Genomic DNA, 17,440 nt, shown 5'->3' with positions numbered 1-17,440 from the left:
TCGCCTCGATGCGCCGAGGGGGCAGTGGTCTTCGACCGATTTCCTCGAAAAATACAAGAAAAACAAACCCGCTTCGAATGAGGTAGGCACCCATCGGTGTTGCCCTCAATCGTTGCGAATGCCACGTAAATATCGACAAACGGCATTTCTGGCCGATTTGTTTACCGAATCGATTTCAGTGCTGTCGAAGATGTTTTTAATAATTTTCGCATAGCTAATATATTCTCCAAGCGCTCGAAATTAATAAACCACCTTTTCCATTCCCGCATGTTTAATCCGGCTAGCTAACACTGCCGGAATAACTCATCCTCGCAGTCTGTTCTTTCGACGAGTCCACATCGTGTTTCCCTAAGCGCTCGATGGCTCTGTTCAGCTCCCGGTTGAACACCTCCATTCCTTAGCAAAGCAAAAGGTTAAATTTCATGTTAGAAGAGTACGTTTCCCGGCACGAGGATCGGGTGGTTGAGAACCAAAACCGACTGGCCGCTGATACGCGAGCAACCTATGACTTTATTGTCTGTGGTTCAGGCACGTCGGGGTCCGTCGTTGCCCGAAGACTGGCCGAGCAGTCCGACGCAACGGTGCTCGTCCTCGAAGCGGGCGAAATGGATAACGTGCCTGAAATCGAAGTGGCCGAAGCCTGGATTAAAAACCTGGGGACATCGCGTGACTGGGCTTTTACCGCGCGCAGCAACGCCCAGATGAATCATCGCCCGATCGCGCTGCATATGGGGCGAGTTCTGGGTGGCGGGTCAAGCATCAATGCGATGCATTGGTCCAGAGGACACCGTGCCGATTGGGATACGTTAGCCGCCGAAACCGGCGATCCGGACTGGAGCTACGCGTCGGTACTCGAAATTTATAAACAGATCGAGGATTGGCATGGGGTGCCCGACAGGCAGTATCGGGGAACTGGAGGGCTAGTCCATGTGTCCCATGCGCCCGCTCTTTCACCGCTTCCGTATGCATGGCTCACCGCCGCGAAAACATGCGGCATCCCCGAGTTTGTGAGTCAGAACGGTACGCTCATGGAGGCGCCAACGGGCGCTTCGATGGCGGACGTGTGCATCCGGGAACAACGCAGGGTGTCCATATTCCGTTCTTATCTTTACCCGATGATGGACCGTCCGAACGTCACGGTTCTAACCCGAGCGCTTGTCACGCGCGTGTTGTTCAGCGGCAATCAGGCAAGCGGCGTCGAGTGCATCGTGGACGGAAAGCTGCGACGCTTCAATGCGTCGCTTGAGGTCGTGCTTTCCCTTGGCGCTATTCACACGCCAAAGGTGCTGATGCAATCGGGAATTGGCGGCGCGAGCCAGTTACACGAATTCAACATTCCGGTGATTGAAGAGCTAAAGGGCGTCGGCCGAAACTTCCAGGACCATTGGATGGTCGCCGGCTGCATCTGCGAAGCGCCCGAATCCGTTGAGGCCGAAGATCTTCCGCACGGGGCAATCGTTCAGGCGAACGCGTTCGTGCACAGTTCGGTCGCGGAAGGACCACCGGATATCCAGCTGATGCAATTGGGCTTTCCTTTCGCGAGCGAGAACATCGCGGGACAATATGCGATTCCCCCCAAGTCGTGGACGATATTGCCCGTACTCACAAGGCCTCGATCGACGGGTCGCATCAGTCTGACCGGAGCCGGACCGCAACATCCGGTCATCATCGAAGCCAACCCGGTCGCCGAGCCCGAAGAGCTTGCCGCGCTAACCCGCGCGGTCGAGTTAGCCAATGAAATCAGCCAGTCGCCGACACTCAAACGGTTTGTTAAGCGGCAAGTCACGCCCGGGAATCTGGAGGGTTCGTCGCTCCAGGCATTTGTGCGCGATTCCATCGCCAGCGTAAGCCATCAGACCTGCACCGCGATGATGGGAAATGATCCTGATTCGGTAGTCAACAGCAAGCTGCAGGTCCATGGGATAAGCCGTCTAACCATCGCCGACGGTTCGGTTTTGCGGAACATAACGACTGGAAATACGATGGCTCCGTGTGTTGTCATCGGGGAGCGTGCTGCGATGTCCATCAGGCTACGTCATCAGTTGTAGGGGGTATCGGCGTCTTGCTTGTCGAACACGTCACCGGAATAAATCGATCCGTTGGACGTTTGATGGAACGCATAGCAGGCCACGGAGCGAAGCAAGCGGTCGCCGTGCCGGCCAACGCGCCGAAAACCCATCAGGCCTTCTCAAACACACCCCCTATGACACAACCGTCACCCATGTCCGGCGCCGCCACTGCGTCGCGACGGCGGCGTCAGACGACATCGCTGCGCCCAGCGGTTGCAATTTTCACCAGCAGTTCCGCGAGTGCTGCCGGTTGCGACAAGACCACGCCATGGCTTGCATCCAGACAGTGCACGACAGTCGGCTGATAGGGAAAAAGCGCATCGGCCTCCTCGATAAAGCGCGTCTGCAGCGCAGGCCGAAGCGCATAGTCTTGCAGGCACATGATGTAGTGGCGCTCGACACTGCCCCATCGTTCCGGTGTGATCCAGACTGGTGTTGCCATCGGTGCGACCGCCTCATCGGGCGTCGTCAGATTGACAACGGCGCGATAGTCTTCTTCACTCATGTCCCCGCAGAACGCGCGCCGACCCATCTCTCGCGAGGCCGCATCGTCAGCACGATGATCGATCCGTGCAGCGCCCGTCGCGGCCGGATCGCCTCTAAACAGATGCGGCACCAGTTGGCCCGCGTTTTCCGGCGCGTCGATATAGTCGGCCATCGCCATGCCGGTCCTCGGCATAAATGCCGCGAGGTACACGATCTTCGCGATCCGTTCGGGAACACGTTCGGCAACCATCGATATCAACGCCCCGGACATACTGTGTCCGACCAGCACGACCTCGCCATGACCGAACCCGCTTACACACTCGATCGCGTCGATAATCGCATCGACATGGTCGTCCCTGGTGATCTGCGCATTCGGTGATCGCTCAGTTTGAAAAGATGCGGTGTCCATCGGACGGCGCAGGTAAGACGACGGGAATCGGGCATTGAGCCCGTGTCCCGGCAAATCGCGCGCAAGCGCAACGTGGCCCCAGCTCATCAGCAAAGGAATCAGCCGCTCGAAAGACCACGCGCCCCACCAGCCGCCGTGCACGAGTACAAACGGCAGCCTGACCGCCCCCGGCGAATGCCCGTCGTGGCGCGTCGTTTCGCCATCGGCGCTCGTTCGCCCATCACTGCGATGTTGATCAATCATGTGTCGCCCCTGTCGCCCGGATGAAAGTCGGGTTGCCAAGATCGTAAGCCGTCGTCGATGCGACAGCATGGCGTAGAGCGCACCGTTTCCTTGATGAGGGCGCCAGATGCGAAGGACGGGTGATTTGAGCGAAGCGCACGTGCCGTTTTCGCGTGACGCACGGTTTAGTATGGTTGGCCGTTCCAGCACTCGCAGTCAGAATCGGGCCACAATGAACGAATTCCTCGACGCTACTCATGCAGCAACCATGCATCGTTTGCACTACGAGGGCGACGCACTCCATCACGCGATGCACGTCGACCATGTCACCTGGGACGTCTGTCTGAATGACGCCGCGCCGCCTTCCGTCAACGTGATTCCGAAATGCGCGGGCGGGATAAGGGCGCTGTCGGTGTCCGGCGCCCCGCTCACCGTGCTGCGCGGTCAGCAACAGTTGAATCGGGATAGCGACACTTTCATCGGCATTCTTTATCAGCGCGCCGGCCGCACGATTTACGAGCGCAATGGGCACCTCACCGAAATCGTGCCAGGCGATATCGCACTCTGGTATAGCGGCTACGAGGCAAGGTTCGCGATGCCCGAACCGTTCCGCAAACTCTGCATGGTGATACCGGTTCAACATTTCCAGCAGGTGGTCCCGAACGCGATCTCCTATGACGGCTTGCGCATTGAAGCGCGCAGCCCCGTCGGGGCACTGCTAGGCAGCTGGTTGACGACGCTCGCCGACGACGTGATCGAACGTGGCACCGAACCGCTCGCGTCCTGCATCGACACCACGCTGGATGTCCTCGCCGCGACCATCGCCGCGCGGGTGCGCGAGACCGCTACGACCCCGAAGGACAAATTCATGTCGTGCGTGATGCGCTATATGGAGCAACGGCTCGACGATCCTGAATTGACGCCCGTCGCGGTCGCTAGCCGCTTCGGCGTGTCGGTCCGCTATCTTCAGCGGATCTTCAACGAGCGGCAGATGACCGTCGCCGGCTGGTGCCGCGCACGGCGTCTGGCGAAGTGCCGGGCGGAACTGTCCGACCCTCGCAGCCGCCGCACCATCACCGAAATTGCGTTCAGCTGGGGATTCAGCGACGCCACGCACTTCAGCCGTCTGTTCAAGGAAACCTTCGGCGTTTCCCCTATCGTGTTTCGGCGAGCACATCGCAGTCCGGACCACGCTCAATAGCCGACACCGGCCCCGCCCGGCTTATGCCGCTTGCGTGGTCATCCGTTGCGCCGCACAATCGGGTTCATTCCCTTCTTCCGGTGCCGCTCATGGCTTACGCGTCGCTCGCCACCGGCGTGCTGCTCGCCGCCGGTTACGGATCGCGCTTCGATCCGGACGGCCTTCACAACAAACTCCTCGCCCGCCTGCCTGACGGCACGCCGGTCGCTCACGAGTCCGCGCACCGTCTGCTGCGAGTTGTGTCGCGCGCGATCGCGGTCGTCCGCCCCGGCTCCGACGCGCTTGCGCGCGTGCTCAACGATGCCGGCTGCGACGTCGTCTTTTCAACCGACGCGCAACGCGGCATGGGCGCCAGCCTCGCCGCCGGTGTCGCCGCGAGCGACGACGCGGAAAGCTGGATCGTCGCCCTCGCCGACATGCCGCGCATCGCCGTCGACACAATCGAGGCGGTCGCACGCACGCTCGATGACGGCGCATCGATCGTCGCACCGACCTATCGCGGGCAGCGCGGCCACCCGGTCGGGTTCGGCCTCGCGCATCGCGACGCGCTGCGCGCGCTGGACGGTGACACCGGTGCGCGTGCGCTGTTCGCGCTGCACACCGTGACGCGCATCGACGTCGACGATCCCGGCGTCCTTGCCGACGTCGATACGCCGGAAGATTTGCGCAAGCTGTAGAAGTCATTACCCGAGGGCAGCCCCGCCGAACATGGACACCACGCAGGCACATGTCTTGCGGACTCGCCGGACGGCCGCGCAAGCGTCCGGCATGAAATCCCGACCCAGCGTCGCGCATTTCCGCGTAAGCTGGTGAAAGGCCATAGCCGTGCGTCACCGCGCATTCATCCCCGCCCCTCCAGGCAGGTCCCGCACTCACAAACCTGTATGAGCGAAACCAACCCGCGTCTCTTTGTCGTGTCCCCGCATTTCGATGACGCCGTGTTCAGTTGCGGCGCGTTGCTCGCCACCTCTCCCGATGCCGCTGTCTGCACCGTGTTCGCCGCCCCGCCCGAGCACGATATGTGTACCGAATGGGACACGAAGGCCGGTTTTGCCGGCGCGTACGAGTCCGTGCATGCGCGCACCATCGAAGACAACCATGCACTCGCCGTGCTCGACGCGATACCGGTGCGACTGCCGTTTCGCGACGCTCAGTATCTCGATTCGCCGTCAATCAGCAAGCTCGCCTTCGCGCTCGAGGAAACCATCTACGGTTCGACTGCGAATACGCTGCTGATGCCGCTCGGGCTTTTTCACGCCGATCACCTGCTGGTATTCAATGCGTGTTGCGAGATCCTGCCGCGGCTGTCGCATCTGACCTGGTTTGCCTACGAGGAAGCGATCTACCGGCCGATGCGCGGCGTCGTACAGGAGCGCCTCGTCGATCTCGCGAAGCGCGGCATTGTCGCAACGCCCGCGTATCCGGTCGCCGACCACACGATCGACATGCAACGGCAAGCGCTGATGAAGCGCGAAGCAGTCAGCGCCTATACGAGCCAGTTGCGCGCGTTCGGCCCGCAAGGCTATGCGGACGTATTCGCAAGCGAACGCTACTGGCGACTCGATACGGCGCGCGGCATCGCCGCGGCGCGCCGCAGCAGAACCTGAGCGGCCCGCGTGCAACGTGCCAGCAGGCACGAAGCGGATCGCCTACGCTATCTGTACCAGGGAAGCGCGCTGGAAGCGCATCGTCCGGCCACCCTTCCGTCCCGCTTCTCGCCCTGCCCGCACAAGGCAAGCACGAGGTAACGCCATGCTCAGCCGCATCCACACTGCGCCGATTCCGGAACCACTCGCGGACCCGACGCGCGACCCCGAAGGCGATCCGCTGACGCCGCCGTCGCCAGGCCATCACAACGACGAGCCGCAGCGGCCCGAAGGGCCGCCGGACAAGGATCCGGTGTAGCCGCGCGGGCGCTTACCGCGCGCGCCGCACCATCGGGATCATCGGCGGGCAGGTGCTCACGCGCAGCATCGCCTGCACTTCGAAACCGTGCCGCTCGTAAAACGGCACGTTGCGCTGGTTGGACGACCACAGATACACGGGCCGATGCGCCGCGTCGCACTCGTCGAGACGAGCGCGCAACAGCAGAGCCCCGCGCCCCTGATTTTGCGCGACCGGATCGACGCCCAGCGCGGACAGATACCAGTACGGTTCTTTCGGGCGATAGAGCTGAAGCTGCTCGACGACTCCGCCCAGGTCCTCGAGCTTCTCTGGCGCGCAGCCGTCGCGGACGATCGCAGCGATCTCGCCGTCGTCGTCTTCCACTCCAGGCGGCTGCCAGCACGCAATCGCGCGGCCGTCGTCGGTCCGTTGCGCGCTACCCGCAAGAAACGAATGGGTCACGAGCACGCGGAATAGCCGCGGCGCATAGGTCATCATGCGCAGCGGGGTGTCAAACACCCAGCGCATCACAGGGTCCTCGACGTTTGCGAGGACGAGCGCCGCGATTGCCGCGTCGAGATCGGCTGACGCGCCGATCGTCACGACGCGCGGGGATTCTGAAAGCATGTTCATGGCTACCTTTTGAGCATGGCGACGATGATGCATCGACACTCACCGGGACGCTCGGGCGTGCCCCTTTATTCCTCTGGGCGGTGCATTGCCCCACAGGCGCACAGGTATACTCCCGCTTTACCATCCGCGCATTCGTATGCTTGCTCTCAAGCTCACGCTGGTTCCGTCGTTCCTGCTGGCCGTATCGATGTCAGGCAAATGGTGGGGACCGGCCATCGCCGGATGGCTCGCCGGTCTGCCCGTCGTGGCCGGGCCGATTCTCTACCTGCTCGTGCTCCAGCACGGTCCTTCTTTCGGCGCTCGTGCCGCAACGCTGTCGCTTGCGGCAATCCTCGCATCTGAAGCATTCAACTTCGGCTATGCATGGACCTGCCGTGCCGCGAGCTGGCGTGTTGCGCTCGCCGTGGGGCTCGTCGCGTGGTTCGCCAGCGCGAGCGCGCTGGCGCTGCTGCCGGTCTCGGCCGCCGCTGCCGCATCATCCGCATCGCCGGCATGGGCACTCGCTGCGGCCGCGCTGGGTGTGGGCTTCGGCAACGCATTTTTGCCGCGCAGTCACGCAGTGGCCTCCGGCGCACCGCTCGCACGCATCGACCTGTTCGGTCGCATGCTCGCGGGCGTCGTGCTCACCCTCACGGTCACCGCGCTGTCGGGCCGACTCGGCGCGAGCTGGAGTGGCCTGCTGGCGGTATTTCCGCTGATGGCCACCGTGTTGTCGGTGTCGTCGCACCGTGCGCACGGTCCGGAATTTGTGATCGCGCTGTTGCGCGGGATGGTGGCCGGCCGCTTTTCGTTCGGCGCGTTCTGCCTCTTTCTGTCGTTCGCGCTAACCCGCGAGCCGGTGCTCGCGGCGTTTGCACAAGCGGTAGCGCTAGCGGTGGTGGTCCAGGGCCTGACTAAATGCCTCACTAAGGGCCTGACTAAAGGTCTCACTAAAGGTCTCACTAAGGGCCCGACTAAAGCGCTGGCTAAAAGACTAACTAAAGAGCCAACCGAGCGGCTAGCGAAGCCCGGCGTTACAACAAAGCCGGCTGCCCGGCAAGCATGCGCCGCGGTCCCGCAAGCGTCGAACGGTAGCCGCGCGAACGCCAGCGACTAGTCGACTAGTCGACTAGTCGGCAAGTCGGCAAGTCGGCAAGTCGGCAAGTCGGCAAGTCGGCAAGTCGGCGCACGGCAACGCAGCGGCACCGACCGTGCCAGACGAACGTCGAGCGTCAGAACTGATAGTTCAACGATATATCGCAGACGCCATTCGTCTTGGTCTGGATCACCGGGCTCGCCGCGGCACTGCCGAGCAAACGCTTGATCGCGCCGTCCGCCGTGACGAACCAGTGCTTGTTGACGAACCAGATCATCGTGATGCCGAAGCCGGCCGACTTGAGGCCGGCGCTCGCGTCGTACTGCCGCAAGCCCGACGCGGCGGACTGCGCGGGGTTCACGCCGAACCAGCTGTTCATATACGTCGAATCGGCGAAGGACACCGAAGGACCGGCGAACCAGAAAAACGAGTCCGAACTGCCGGGCATCGGCATATAGGCGCCGACGTCCGCGATCCAGCCATTCGAGCCGCCGATGCTACGCGTGATCGCGGTCCGGAAGGTCAGCGGAAAATCCTTTGATATCACGTATTCGGCGGCCAGCTTGATTTCCGGCGCCGGGTTGATATTGCCCAAGCCGTTCAGGTGCTGCGGGTCGTCGTGGGCACGCCGTCCGAGGTCGTACACCGCGGCGATGCTGGTACGCCAGTTGTCGCCCTGCAACACATTGACACCGAGACCTTCGCCAGTGGACAGGAACGCGAGGTCCTTGTAGCGGATATCGAGGCTTGGGCCGGCGAGGATGTGATAGCGCGACGAACCGTCATAGCGCGGCTCGAACGTCATCCCGGCGCCGACCCGCGTTTCCCAGTTCGTGCGTTCCTCCGGCGGCTCGAACATCTTCTCGAGCGGCACGCCCGCCGAATACTGCCATTCGCCAAGCGGCGATGGCGTTTGCGCAAGCGCGCCCGGCGCGGCGCACACGGCCAGCGCGGCGCTGGCGGTCGCCCACAGCGCCGGGCTGCCCGCTTTCAGGGTGCGACTCTTTCCGGCCAGCCGCCCGGCGCGTTTCGTTGACGCCACAACGCCTCCCATATTCTGGTTAGTTGAGTCCGGACGTTCAGGTCGCCGGGTGCCGCGCGGTCGTCGACGCGGGGCCCGGCGCCTGACTTGCCGGAGTTGGGTAGCGAGTCTGTCAGCGTGCATGCGTGCCGCCTGCGCGGCCGTTTGCTACACACTGCGCAAAACATACTGCGTTTATTCGCAGTCGTGCATACGCTAGCAAACGGTGTTCCAGCATCTGATGCGTGTGCATGGACTTCCGTTCGCACCGATCGTGAGACCCGCTGGCGCCGCACAGGCGCAGCGCGAAGCAGCCGTGCGCATGGGGACGGTCGAAAACGTGCGCAACGTGACAATCGACACGAGCAACGGCCAGCCCGGCGTGCTCGGCGCACTCGGCGGCGGCCTGCTTGGCGGCGTCGCCGGCAGCGCGCTCGGCCACGGGCACGGGTCGTTGCTGATGGGGGTCCTCGGCGGCGTGGCCGGCGCGGTCGCCGGCAATGAGGTTCAGCACAAGCTTGCGCAGCAGCGCGGCCAGGAAATCACCGTGCGCCTCGACGACGGCAGCTGGCGCGCGATCACGCAGAACGCCAGCGACGGGTTGTTCCGTCCGGGCGAGCGCGTGCGGCTACTGTCGAGTGACGGCGTCACGCGCGTCACGTACGACTAGCTTCGGCGCAACACCGGGGCGTCATGCCCCAGCTCCGCACCGCGCTCATAGGCAACGCGCAAACCCGGCGCTCAAACGCAGGCTCACGCGAGCTGGAACACCGACACCGCGCGCCGCAGCGAATGCGCCTGTTCATCGAGCGCCGCAGCCGCCGCAGCCGCTTCTTCGACCAGCGCCGCATTCTGCTGCGACACCTGATCCATCTGCGTCACGGCGCGGTTGACCTGTTCGATGCCATCGCGCTGCTCGTCGGACGCCGCGGCAATCTCGTCCATGATCGAGGTCACATGCGAGATCGCCTGACGCAGCTCTTCCATCGTTTCGCCCGCGGTGCCCACGAGGCGCGCGCCCGCATTGACGCGCTCGACCGAATCACCGATCAGCTCCTTGATCTCTTTGGCCGCGACGCCCGCGCGCTGTGCAAGCGAGCGCACTTCGCCCGCGACCACCGCGAAGCCACGGCCCTGATCGCCGGCACGCGCTGCTTCGACGGCCGCGTTCAACGCGAGAATATTGGTCTGGAACGCGATGCTCTCGATGACGCCGGTAATATCGGCAATCTTCTGCGAGCTACGGTCGATGCTGCCCATCGTCTCGACCACGTCGCCGACCACGGTCGCGCCACGCCCGGCGATAACGTTTGCCTTGCCGGCCAGATCCTGCGCCTGGCGCGCGTTATCGGCATTCTGTTTGACGGTGGCGGTCAGCTGCTCCATGCTCGCCGCGGTTTCTTCCAGCGAAGCAGCCTGCTCTTCGGTACGCTGCGACAGGTCGCTATTGCCCGCTGCGATCTGCCGCGTCGCCGAGACAATCGACTCGGAGCTGTGCGTGACCTGACGAACCGTTTCGGTCAGCCCGCCTTGCATCGTCTTCAGGCCTTCCACAAGCTTGCCCATCTCGTCCTGCGAGAGCACGTCGAAGCGGCCGGTCAGATCGCCGCTCGCGATACGGCGCAACTGCTCGAGCACGGTGACGAGCGGTCGCGAGATCGAACGGTTCAGGCCGCTCGCGCAGGCGACGCACGCGCCGATGCCGACCACGATCAGCACCGCGCCGATGATGCGCAGCACCCTGAACTGCTCGCGCGCGTCGTCGAACGCGCGCTTGCCGCTCGCGAGTTTCCATTGCGCAAGCGCATCCCATGCCTTCGCGAGCGGCACCGTGTACTTCACGATCACGTTCATCGCGATGTCGTCGGCCGTCTTCGCGTCGCCTTTCTTCAGCGCATCCATCATCGGCAGCAACGCCTGCTGGATGATCGCGTTGCGCGCGCTGTTCGCGGCATCGACGAGCGCCTGCTCATCGGCTTCATGCGGCAGCGCGCTGTACTCCTGCCATGCACGATCCGAGATCGCCATGTAGTCACCCGCCTTGTCGATCAGTTTCGGTACTTCCGGTGAGTCCGGGTGCAGCATCGCGCGATCGAGCGTGGTGCGCACGATCGTCAGGTTGAGGTTCGACTTGCCGAGCGCAATCGACGACGCCAGCTGGTTCGAGTACGCATAGTCCAGATCGCCGCTCAGGTCCTGCATGCCGAATTGCGCAAGCAGACCGATGGCGACGATCAGAACACCAAGAAGTGCAGTAGTTGCCCAAAGCCGGGCGGAAATCGAGAGGCGTGAAAACATGATTGGCCAAGTGAGTTGTTTTTGGACTAACCGGCCCTCGACCCAACCATCCGGTCGTTGCCCGGTCTATCGCTGATATCAACGGCACCGGCACGCCGAACTTGAGGCTTTCAGCGAAAAAACATTCGCTTTACAAGCCTTCGCAGCGGGCATGCGCGTCACGATGCCGCCGTGTCTTCCAACCGTTCATGAGCCTGTCGAAAATGAGTGTGACCGGTCTGTGAAAGACCGGTCACTTCGCGGTCAGCGGGGACTCAACGGCCCGCATCGACAGCCCATCTCATCGGCCCCGCGCAGTTGCGGAATCGTAGCCCGCTGTTTGCGGGATGCCGTCGCGCGCGTCCGGATCGATGCGGCCATCCAGCACCGCCTTCGCGGTCTGACGATCGAGTGCGCCTTCCCAGCATGCGACGGCGAGCGTCGCAACGCCGTTGCCGATCAGGTTCGTCACCGCGCGCGCTTCGTTCAGGAAGCGGTCGACGCCGAGCAGCAGCACAAGCCCCGCGACCGGAATCTGGTGCATCGATGCAAGCGTCGCCGCAAGCGCGACGAAGCCGGCGCCCGCGACGCCTGCCGAACCCTTCGATGTGAACAGCAACACGCCGAGCACGATCAGCTGATCTTCGAGCGTGAGCGGAATGTTCATCGCCTGCGCGACGAAGATCGCCGCCATCGTCAGATAGATCGACGTGCCGTCCGCATTGAACGTGTAGCCGGTCGGCAGCACCATGCCGACCACCGACTTGCGGCAGCCCAGCTGTTCCATTTTCACGAGCATTTGCGGCAGCACCGCTTCCGTCGACGCGGTGCCGAACGTGATCAGGATTTCATCCTTGATGTAGCGCAGGAACTTCCACAGCGACAGCCCGCACATCCGCATGATCACGCCGAGAATCACAACGACGAACACGACCGACGTCAGATACACGCACAGCATCAGTTCGCCAAACTGCTTCAGCGTGCCGATCCCGTACTTGCCGACCGTGAACGCAATTCCGCCAAACGCGCCGATCGGCGCCACGTACATCACGATCCGCACGACGCCGAACATGCCGTGCAGGAACGTGTCGAGCATGTCGACGAACGGCTCGGCGCGCTTGCCCATTTTCGCGAGCGCGACCGCGAACAGCACCGAGAAAAAGATGATCTGCAGCATGTCGCCGTTCGCGAACGAGCCAACCACCGTCGTTGGCACGATGCCCATCAGAAACGCAATCGCGCCATGCTCTTTGGCCGCATGCGTGTAGGTCGCGATCGCCGCGCTGTCGATATGCGCCGGATCGACGTTCATGCCGACGCCCGGCTTCATCAGGTTCACGACCACAAGACCGATCGCAAGCGCGAACGTCGACACGATTTCAAAGTACAGCAGCGCCTTGACGCCGACTCGCCCCGCTTCATGGATGTCGTTCATCCGCGCGATGCCGACCACCACTGACGCGAAGATGATCGGCGCAAGCAGCATCCGGATCAGCTTGATGAACAGGTCGCCGAGCGGCTTCATCTGCGCGCCGACATCGGGATTGAAATGCCCAAGCAACACGCCGATCAGAATGCCGATCAGCACCTGCACGTACAGCTTCGAAAGGGTCTTTCTAATGCGATTCATTGTGGGTCTCCTACTCCTGCTTCAGCGTTACGCCCCGGTTAAAAAGCCGCCAGCGTACCGGTGGAACATGACAATGGGGAGCTCGCGCCCATCGTGTTTCCGCTTGTCTCCGAGTCATCCCCTTTGTAACGACGAAGCCGCTTGGCCGCTGCACTCCTTTGCAGACGGACAAACGGCCTTTTTCTAAACCGGCACGGTTACGCCGACACTTGCTGCATCACCTTGAACAGATCGCTCTTGCCTTCGAAGCCGATACCCGGCAGGTCCGGCATCGTGATATAGCCGTTGTCGACCTTCACGCCATCAGGGAAGCCGCCGAACGGCTGGAACAGATCCGGATACGACTCGTTGCCGCCGAGACCCAGACCCGCCGCAATGTTCAGCGACATCTGATGTCCGCCGTGCGGAATGCAGCGCTTACGCGACCAGCCGTGCTCGTGCAGCATGTCGAGCGTGCGCAGATATTCGACGAGACCGTATGACAGCGCACAGTCGAATTGCAGCCAGTCGCGGTCCGAACGCATGCCACCGTAGCGGATCAAGTTGCGCGCGTCCTGCATCGAGAACAGGTCTTCGCCGGTCGCCATCGGCTTGTCGTAGTAGTTGCGCAGCGTCGCCTGCAATTCGAAGTCGAGCGGATCGCCCGGCTCTTCGTACCAGAACAGGTCGTACTGCGACAGCGCCTTCGCGTAGCGGATCGCGGTGTCCAGATCGAAGCGGCCGTTCGCGTCGACCGCGAGCTTCTGGCCGTCCTGCAGCACAGACAGGATCGAGTCGATCCGGCGCAGATCTTCCTCGAGCGACCCACCGCCAATCTTCTTCTTCACGACCGTATAGCCACGGTCGATATAGCTGCGCATCTCGTCCTTCAGCTTGCCGTGGTCCTGGCCTGGGTAGTAGTAGCCGCCCGCCGCGTACACGAACACCTTGCGGTCCGGCACACCGTTGCCGTAGCGATCCGCGAGCAACTGGAACAACGGCTTGCCTTCAATCTTCGCGACCGCGTCCCAGATCGCCATATCGATCGTGCCGATCGCGACCGAGCGCTCGCCGTGGCCGCCCGGCTTTTCATTCGTGAACATCGTCGCCCAGATCTTGTGCGGATCGAGGTTGGTGCCCTTGTCGTTGACGAGCGACGCCGGATCGGCCGCCGTGATGCGCGGAATAAAGCGCTCGCGCATCAGCGTGCCTTGCCCATAACGGCCGTTCGAATTGAAGCCATAGCCGACCACCGGCTCGCCGTCGCGAATCACGTCGGTGACCACCGCGACGCAGCTCAGCGTCATCTTGCTGAAGTCGATATACGCATTACGAATCGATGAGCTAATAGGAAATGTCTTTTCGCGGATTTCTACGATCTTCATTCGGTCCTCCAAAACCTTGCACGATGCCGGTGCATGCGACGTTTGAAAGTCGCAGGTTACGTCTTGCGAAGCGCGTTAGAATTCAGTCGTATTTAATTGATAATTCACTTTCAGTGAAAACCGATATCAATTCCGACCTCGAATTTTTCGTACTGCTGGCACGCCACGAAAGCTTGTCCGCCGCCGCGCGCGCGCTCGACCTGACACCGCCCGCGGCCACCCGGCGCCTTTCGCAAATGGAAGAAAAGCTGGGCGTGCGGCTCGTGAACCGCACGACGCGTACGGTCAGCCTGACCGCGGAAGGCGAGATTTATCTGCAACACGCGGCGCGCATCCTCGCGCAGGTGCAGGAGATGGAAGACGCGGTATCGAGCCACGGCGCCGCGCCGCGCGGCCTGCTGCGCGTGAACGCGTCGCTCGGCTTTGGCCGCACGACGATCGCGCCGCTCGTGTCGAAATTCGCGAAGGCGTATCCGGACGTCGAGGTGCAGTTCGAGGTCACCGACCGGCCGATCGACCTGATCGAAAACGGCATCGACGTCGCGATCCGCTTCGGCGAACTGCCGGATCAGCGCTTGAACGCACGGCGCATCATGTCGAACCGGCGTTTTCTATGCGCGTCGCCCGCGTATCTGGAACGCAACGGCACACCGCAAAAGGTGACCGATCTCGCCCATCACCGCTGCATCGTGCACCGGCAGAACGACGACGCTTATGGCATCTGGCGCTTCGTCCGCGAACAGCATAGCGAGGTCGTCAAGGTGCACGGCATGCTGTCGAGCAATGACGGCGACATCGTGCTCGGCTGGGCGCTTGACGGCCACGGCATCCTGATCCGCTCCGAGTGGGACCTCGAAAAGTATGTCAAAAGCGGCCGGCTGCGCGTCGTGCTGCCCGATTTCGTGCTGCCGGACGCCGATCTGTTCGTTTACTACCCGAGCCGGCAGAACCAGGCCGCGCGGGTGCGCGCGTTTATCGACTTTCTGGTCGCGCAGTTCGAACCGCCGGCCCGTGTAAAGACCGGTAAGGGCCAGTCAGGCCAGTAAAAGCCGGCCACGCTAACGACAACGCACGGTAATCCTCACTTGCCTCGAAGCCGGCTGTTGCACAGGCCGCATCTGTCATTTTCGCGAGCCCACCCCGACCAACGCGATGTATCGGGGAATAACTAACGGAAAACGGTGTTTGCCCAATGAAAGGCACTTGCTGATCGCCCCGATATCGCCCGCCCAAAGGGGCGTATCAATGCGTTAGCAGGGAAAGCACCGGCAACGGCGCGCGCATCGTTCATTGAGGACACAAGAACATGATCCAGTTTCTGATTGCATGGCTAGGCGGCGTGCTGACGATCGTCAGCCCCTGCATCCTGCCGGTTCTGCCGTTCGTTTTCGCGCGCACCGGCAAGCCGTTTCTGCAGAGCAGTCTGCCTCTGCTGGTCGGCATGGCCGCGACCTTCAGCGCGGTCGGTGCGCTGGCCGCGGTCGGCGGCGGCTGGGCTGTTGCCGCGAACCAGTACGGCCGGATCATCGCGCTCATCGTGATGGCCGCGTTCGGGCTGACGCTGCTGCTGCCGAAACTGTCCGATGCGATGACGCGCCCGCTCGTCGCACTCGGCGCGCGGCTGAGCGAATCCGCACAAGGTGCCGAGCGCGGCTCGGCGGTCTGGGCGTCGCTGCTGCTCGGCGTCGCGACCGGCCTGCTGTGGGCGCCGTGCGCCGGCCCGATTCTCGGCCTGATCCTGACCGGCGCCGCGCTGCAAGGAGCGAGCGTGCATACGTCATTGCTGCTGCTGTCGTATGCGGCAGGCGCCGCGACGTCGCTCGCGCTCGCGCTGGCGATTGGCGGCAAGGTCTTCACCGCGATGAAGAAGTCGCTGCATGTGAGCGAGTGGTTAAAACGCGGGCTCGGCGTAGCGGTGCTGGTCGGCGTTGCCGCGATTGCCGCGCATGCGGACACCGGCTTTCTCACGCACTTGTCGCTTGCCGGCACGAACAGCCTCGAACAAAGCGTGCTCGACCGCTTCCATCCCACGAAGAACGGGCCGCAAGACGCGCTGATGTCAACCGCTGCGCAGTCAGGAGACGCTGCCGCCGGCAATGCGGCGGCGTCGGCAACCTCAGTGGCAACCTCGGCGACGACGAACGCGGGCGGCACGCAAGCGATGGCGCAGGCCGCGCAACCGGGCAGCCCCGCGCCGTTGCCGGTTGAAGGCACGCTGCCATCGCTCGACGGTGCGGTGCAATGGCTGAACTCGCCGCCGCTCACCGCGGCACAGCTGCGCGGCAAGGTCGTGCTGGTCGATTTCTGGACGTACTCGTGCATCAACTGTCTGCGGACGCTGCCGTACGTGAAAGCGTGGGCCGCGAAGTACAAGGATGCGGGTCTCGTCGTGATCGGCGTGCACACGCCCGAGTTCGCGTTCGAAAAGGATGTCGGCAACGTGAGCCGCGCGGTGAAGGACCTGAAAGTCGATTTCCCGGTCGCGATCGACGACAACTACAAGATCTGGCGTGCGTTCAACAACCAGTACTGGCCGGCCGACTACTTCGTCGACGCGCAAGGCCGGATTCGCGCGCATCACTTCGGCGAAGGCGACTACGCGGGCTCCGAACAGACGATCCGTCAACTGCTGACCGAAGCCGGCGCGCACAACCTGCCGGGCGGACTGGTCAAGGACGATGGCACCGGCGCTGAAGCCGCGCCGGAGATGGCCGACGTGCAGTCACCGGAAACCTATGTCGGCTATGACCGTGCGACCAACTTTGCGTCGCCGGGCGAGCCGGTGCTCGACAAGCCGCACCGCTACACGCTTGGCAATGGCCTCGGGCTGAACGACTGGGCACTCGACGGTACATGGACGCTTGGCGCCGAGCATACTGATCTTGATCAGCCGGGCGGCGCGATCGCGTTCCGCTTCCATGCGCGCGATCTGCACCTGGTGCTCGGACCGTCGGCGAACGGGCAGCCGGTGCGCTTCCAGGTGATGATCGACGGCAAGCCGCCGGGCGCGAATCACGGCAGCGACACCGACGCGAACGGCAATGGCACGGTGACGAACCAGCGGCTGTATCAGCTGATCCGCCAGAGCGGCACGATCACCGACCATACCTTTGAAATCCGCTTTCTCGACCCGGGCGTGCGTGCTTACGCGTTCACGTTCGGTTGATCC

The 17,440-nt window shown here is 62.9% G+C and carries 14 protein-coding genes and 1 pseudogene; 9 read left to right on the top strand and 6 right to left on the bottom strand.

The genetic code is table 11. The features are described 5' to 3' along the window. Window positions 1–422 precede the first annotated feature (422 nt). Window positions 423–2,048 carry a GMC family oxidoreductase gene (locus HV796_RS22325; protein WP_175228680.1) on the top strand — a complete coding sequence of 542 codons (1,626 nt, stop codon included), beginning with the start codon at window positions 423–425 and terminating at the stop codon, window positions 2,046–2,048. A 208-nt stretch (window positions 2,049–2,256) separates the two neighbouring features. Here the strand turns inward: HV796_RS22325 and HV796_RS22320 are convergent, their stop codons facing one another. Next, window positions 2,257–3,207, bottom strand: a complete 951-nt coding sequence (locus HV796_RS22320; protein WP_175228679.1) for an alpha/beta fold hydrolase — start codon at window positions 3,205–3,207, stop codon at window positions 2,257–2,259. Window positions 3,208–3,454: 247 nt separating this feature from the next. Here HV796_RS22320 and HV796_RS22315 point away from each other — a divergent pair, with 247 nt between their 5' ends. The 4 genes from HV796_RS22315 (at window position 3,455) to HV796_RS22300 (ending at window position 6,292) form a co-directional block, all read left to right on the top strand. Then, window positions 3,455–4,387 carry a helix-turn-helix domain-containing protein gene (locus HV796_RS22315; RefSeq protein WP_175228678.1) on the top strand — a complete coding sequence of 311 codons (933 nt, stop codon included), beginning with the start codon at window positions 3,455–3,457 and terminating at the stop codon, window positions 4,385–4,387. A gap of 89 nt (window positions 4,388–4,476) precedes the next feature. Then, complete coding sequence (locus HV796_RS22310) at window positions 4,477–5,064, top strand: nucleotidyltransferase family protein (RefSeq protein WP_175228677.1); 588 nt, start codon at window positions 4,477–4,479, stop codon at window positions 5,062–5,064. A 207-nt stretch (window positions 5,065–5,271) separates the two neighbouring features. Beyond that, complete coding sequence (locus HV796_RS22305; protein WP_175228676.1) at window positions 5,272–5,994, top strand: PIG-L deacetylase family protein; 723 nt, start codon at window positions 5,272–5,274, stop codon at window positions 5,992–5,994. A 145-nt stretch (window positions 5,995–6,139) separates the two neighbouring features. Beyond that, window positions 6,140–6,292: a hypothetical protein gene (locus HV796_RS22300; protein WP_175228675.1), complete on the top strand. Its 153-nt coding sequence runs from the start codon at window positions 6,140–6,142 to the stop codon at window positions 6,290–6,292. A gap of 12 nt (window positions 6,293–6,304) precedes the next feature. Here the strand turns inward: HV796_RS22300 and HV796_RS22295 are convergent, their stop codons facing one another. Next, on the bottom strand, window positions 6,305–6,898 hold the full coding sequence (locus HV796_RS22295) for a GNAT family N-acetyltransferase (protein ID WP_217477979.1): 594 nt from the start codon (window positions 6,896–6,898) through the stop codon (window positions 6,305–6,307). A gap of 142 nt (window positions 6,899–7,040) precedes the next feature. Between HV796_RS22295 and HV796_RS22290 the strand changes: the two are divergent. After that, window positions 7,041–7,814, top strand: a pseudogene (locus tag HV796_RS22290) (hypothetical protein); the annotation flags it as partial. 301 nt (window positions 7,815–8,115) lie between these two features. Here HV796_RS22290 and HV796_RS22285 read toward each other — a convergent pair. Next, window positions 8,116–8,973, bottom strand: a complete 858-nt coding sequence (locus HV796_RS22285; protein WP_377691896.1) for a MipA/OmpV family protein — start codon at window positions 8,971–8,973, stop codon at window positions 8,116–8,118. 349 nt (window positions 8,974–9,322) lie between these two features. Between HV796_RS22285 and HV796_RS22280 the strand changes: the two genes are divergently transcribed. Next, window positions 9,323–9,670 carry an outer membrane lipoprotein gene (locus HV796_RS22280; RefSeq protein ID WP_246355990.1) on the top strand — a complete coding sequence of 116 codons (348 nt, stop codon included), beginning with the start codon at window positions 9,323–9,325 and terminating at the stop codon, window positions 9,668–9,670. Window positions 9,671–9,753: 83 nt separating this feature from the next. On the opposite strand, the gene HV796_RS22275 is transcribed toward HV796_RS22280, so the two are convergent. The 3 genes from HV796_RS22275 to HV796_RS22265 all read right to left on the bottom strand — a co-directional run bounded on the left by HV796_RS22275 (window position 9,754) and on the right by HV796_RS22265 (window position 14,271). Further along, window positions 9,754–11,298 (bottom strand): methyl-accepting chemotaxis protein, encoded by a 1,545-nt coding sequence (locus tag HV796_RS22275; protein WP_175228672.1) that lies wholly within the window; start codon window positions 11,296–11,298, stop codon window positions 9,754–9,756. Window positions 11,299–11,578: 280 nt separating this feature from the next. Beyond that, window positions 11,579–12,907, bottom strand: coding sequence for a dicarboxylate/amino acid:cation symporter (locus HV796_RS22270; RefSeq protein ID WP_175228671.1), 1,329 nt, complete (start codon window positions 12,905–12,907; stop codon window positions 11,579–11,581). Between the two features lie 197 nt (window positions 12,908–13,104). After that, a complete protein-coding gene (locus tag HV796_RS22265) occupies window positions 13,105–14,271 on the bottom strand; it encodes a mandelate racemase/muconate lactonizing enzyme family protein (protein WP_175228670.1) in 1,167 nt (388 codons plus the stop codon). A 113-nt stretch (window positions 14,272–14,384) separates the two neighbouring features. Between HV796_RS22265 and HV796_RS22260 the strand changes: the two genes are divergently transcribed. After that, window positions 14,385–15,317, top strand: a complete 933-nt coding sequence (locus tag HV796_RS22260; protein WP_175228669.1) for a LysR family transcriptional regulator — start codon at window positions 14,385–14,387, stop codon at window positions 15,315–15,317. A 260-nt stretch (window positions 15,318–15,577) separates the two neighbouring features. Beyond that, window positions 15,578–17,437: a cytochrome c biogenesis protein DipZ gene (locus HV796_RS22255; protein WP_175228668.1), complete on the top strand. Its 1,860-nt coding sequence runs from the start codon at window positions 15,578–15,580 to the stop codon at window positions 17,435–17,437. The last annotated feature ends 3 nt before the right edge of the window (window positions 17,438–17,440 follow it).

This window comes from Paraburkholderia humisilvae (assembly GCF_902859855.1).
GTDB lineage: Bacteria > Pseudomonadota > Gammaproteobacteria > Burkholderiales > Burkholderiaceae > Paraburkholderia > Paraburkholderia humisilvae.
This window is presented reverse-complemented; position numbering and strand designations above follow the sequence as displayed.

Bases quoted from the DNA above. Each gene is read 5' to 3' on its own strand.
- HV796_RS22325 (WP_175228680.1), top strand. From the start codon at position 423: ATGTTAGAAGAGTACGTTTCCCGGCACGAGGATCGGGTGGTTGAGAAC.
- HV796_RS22320 (WP_175228679.1), bottom strand. From the start codon at position 3,207: ATGATTGATCAACATCGCAGTGATGGGCGAACGAGCGCCGATGGCGAA.
- HV796_RS22315 (WP_175228678.1), top strand. From the start codon at position 3,455: ATGCATCGTTTGCACTACGAGGGCGACGCACTCCATCACGCGATGCAC.
- HV796_RS22310 (WP_175228677.1), top strand. From the start codon at position 4,477: ATGGCTTACGCGTCGCTCGCCACCGGCGTGCTGCTCGCCGCCGGTTAC.
- HV796_RS22305 (WP_175228676.1), top strand. From the start codon at position 5,272: ATGAGCGAAACCAACCCGCGTCTCTTTGTCGTGTCCCCGCATTTCGAT.
- HV796_RS22300 (WP_175228675.1), top strand. From the start codon at position 6,140: ATGCTCAGCCGCATCCACACTGCGCCGATTCCGGAACCACTCGCGGAC.
- HV796_RS22295 (WP_217477979.1), bottom strand. From the start codon at position 6,898: ATGCTTTCAGAATCCCCGCGCGTCGTGACGATCGGCGCGTCAGCCGAT.
- HV796_RS22280 (WP_246355990.1), top strand. From the start codon at position 9,323: ATGGGGACGGTCGAAAACGTGCGCAACGTGACAATCGACACGAGCAAC.
- HV796_RS22275 (WP_175228672.1), bottom strand. From the start codon at position 11,298: ATGTTTTCACGCCTCTCGATTTCCGCCCGGCTTTGGGCAACTACTGCA.
- HV796_RS22270 (WP_175228671.1), bottom strand. From the start codon at position 12,907: ATGAATCGCATTAGAAAGACCCTTTCGAAGCTGTACGTGCAGGTGCTG.
- HV796_RS22265 (WP_175228670.1), bottom strand. From the start codon at position 14,271: ATGAAGATCGTAGAAATCCGCGAAAAGACATTTCCTATTAGCTCATCG.
- HV796_RS22255 (WP_175228668.1), top strand. From the start codon at position 15,578: ATGATCCAGTTTCTGATTGCATGGCTAGGCGGCGTGCTGACGATCGTC.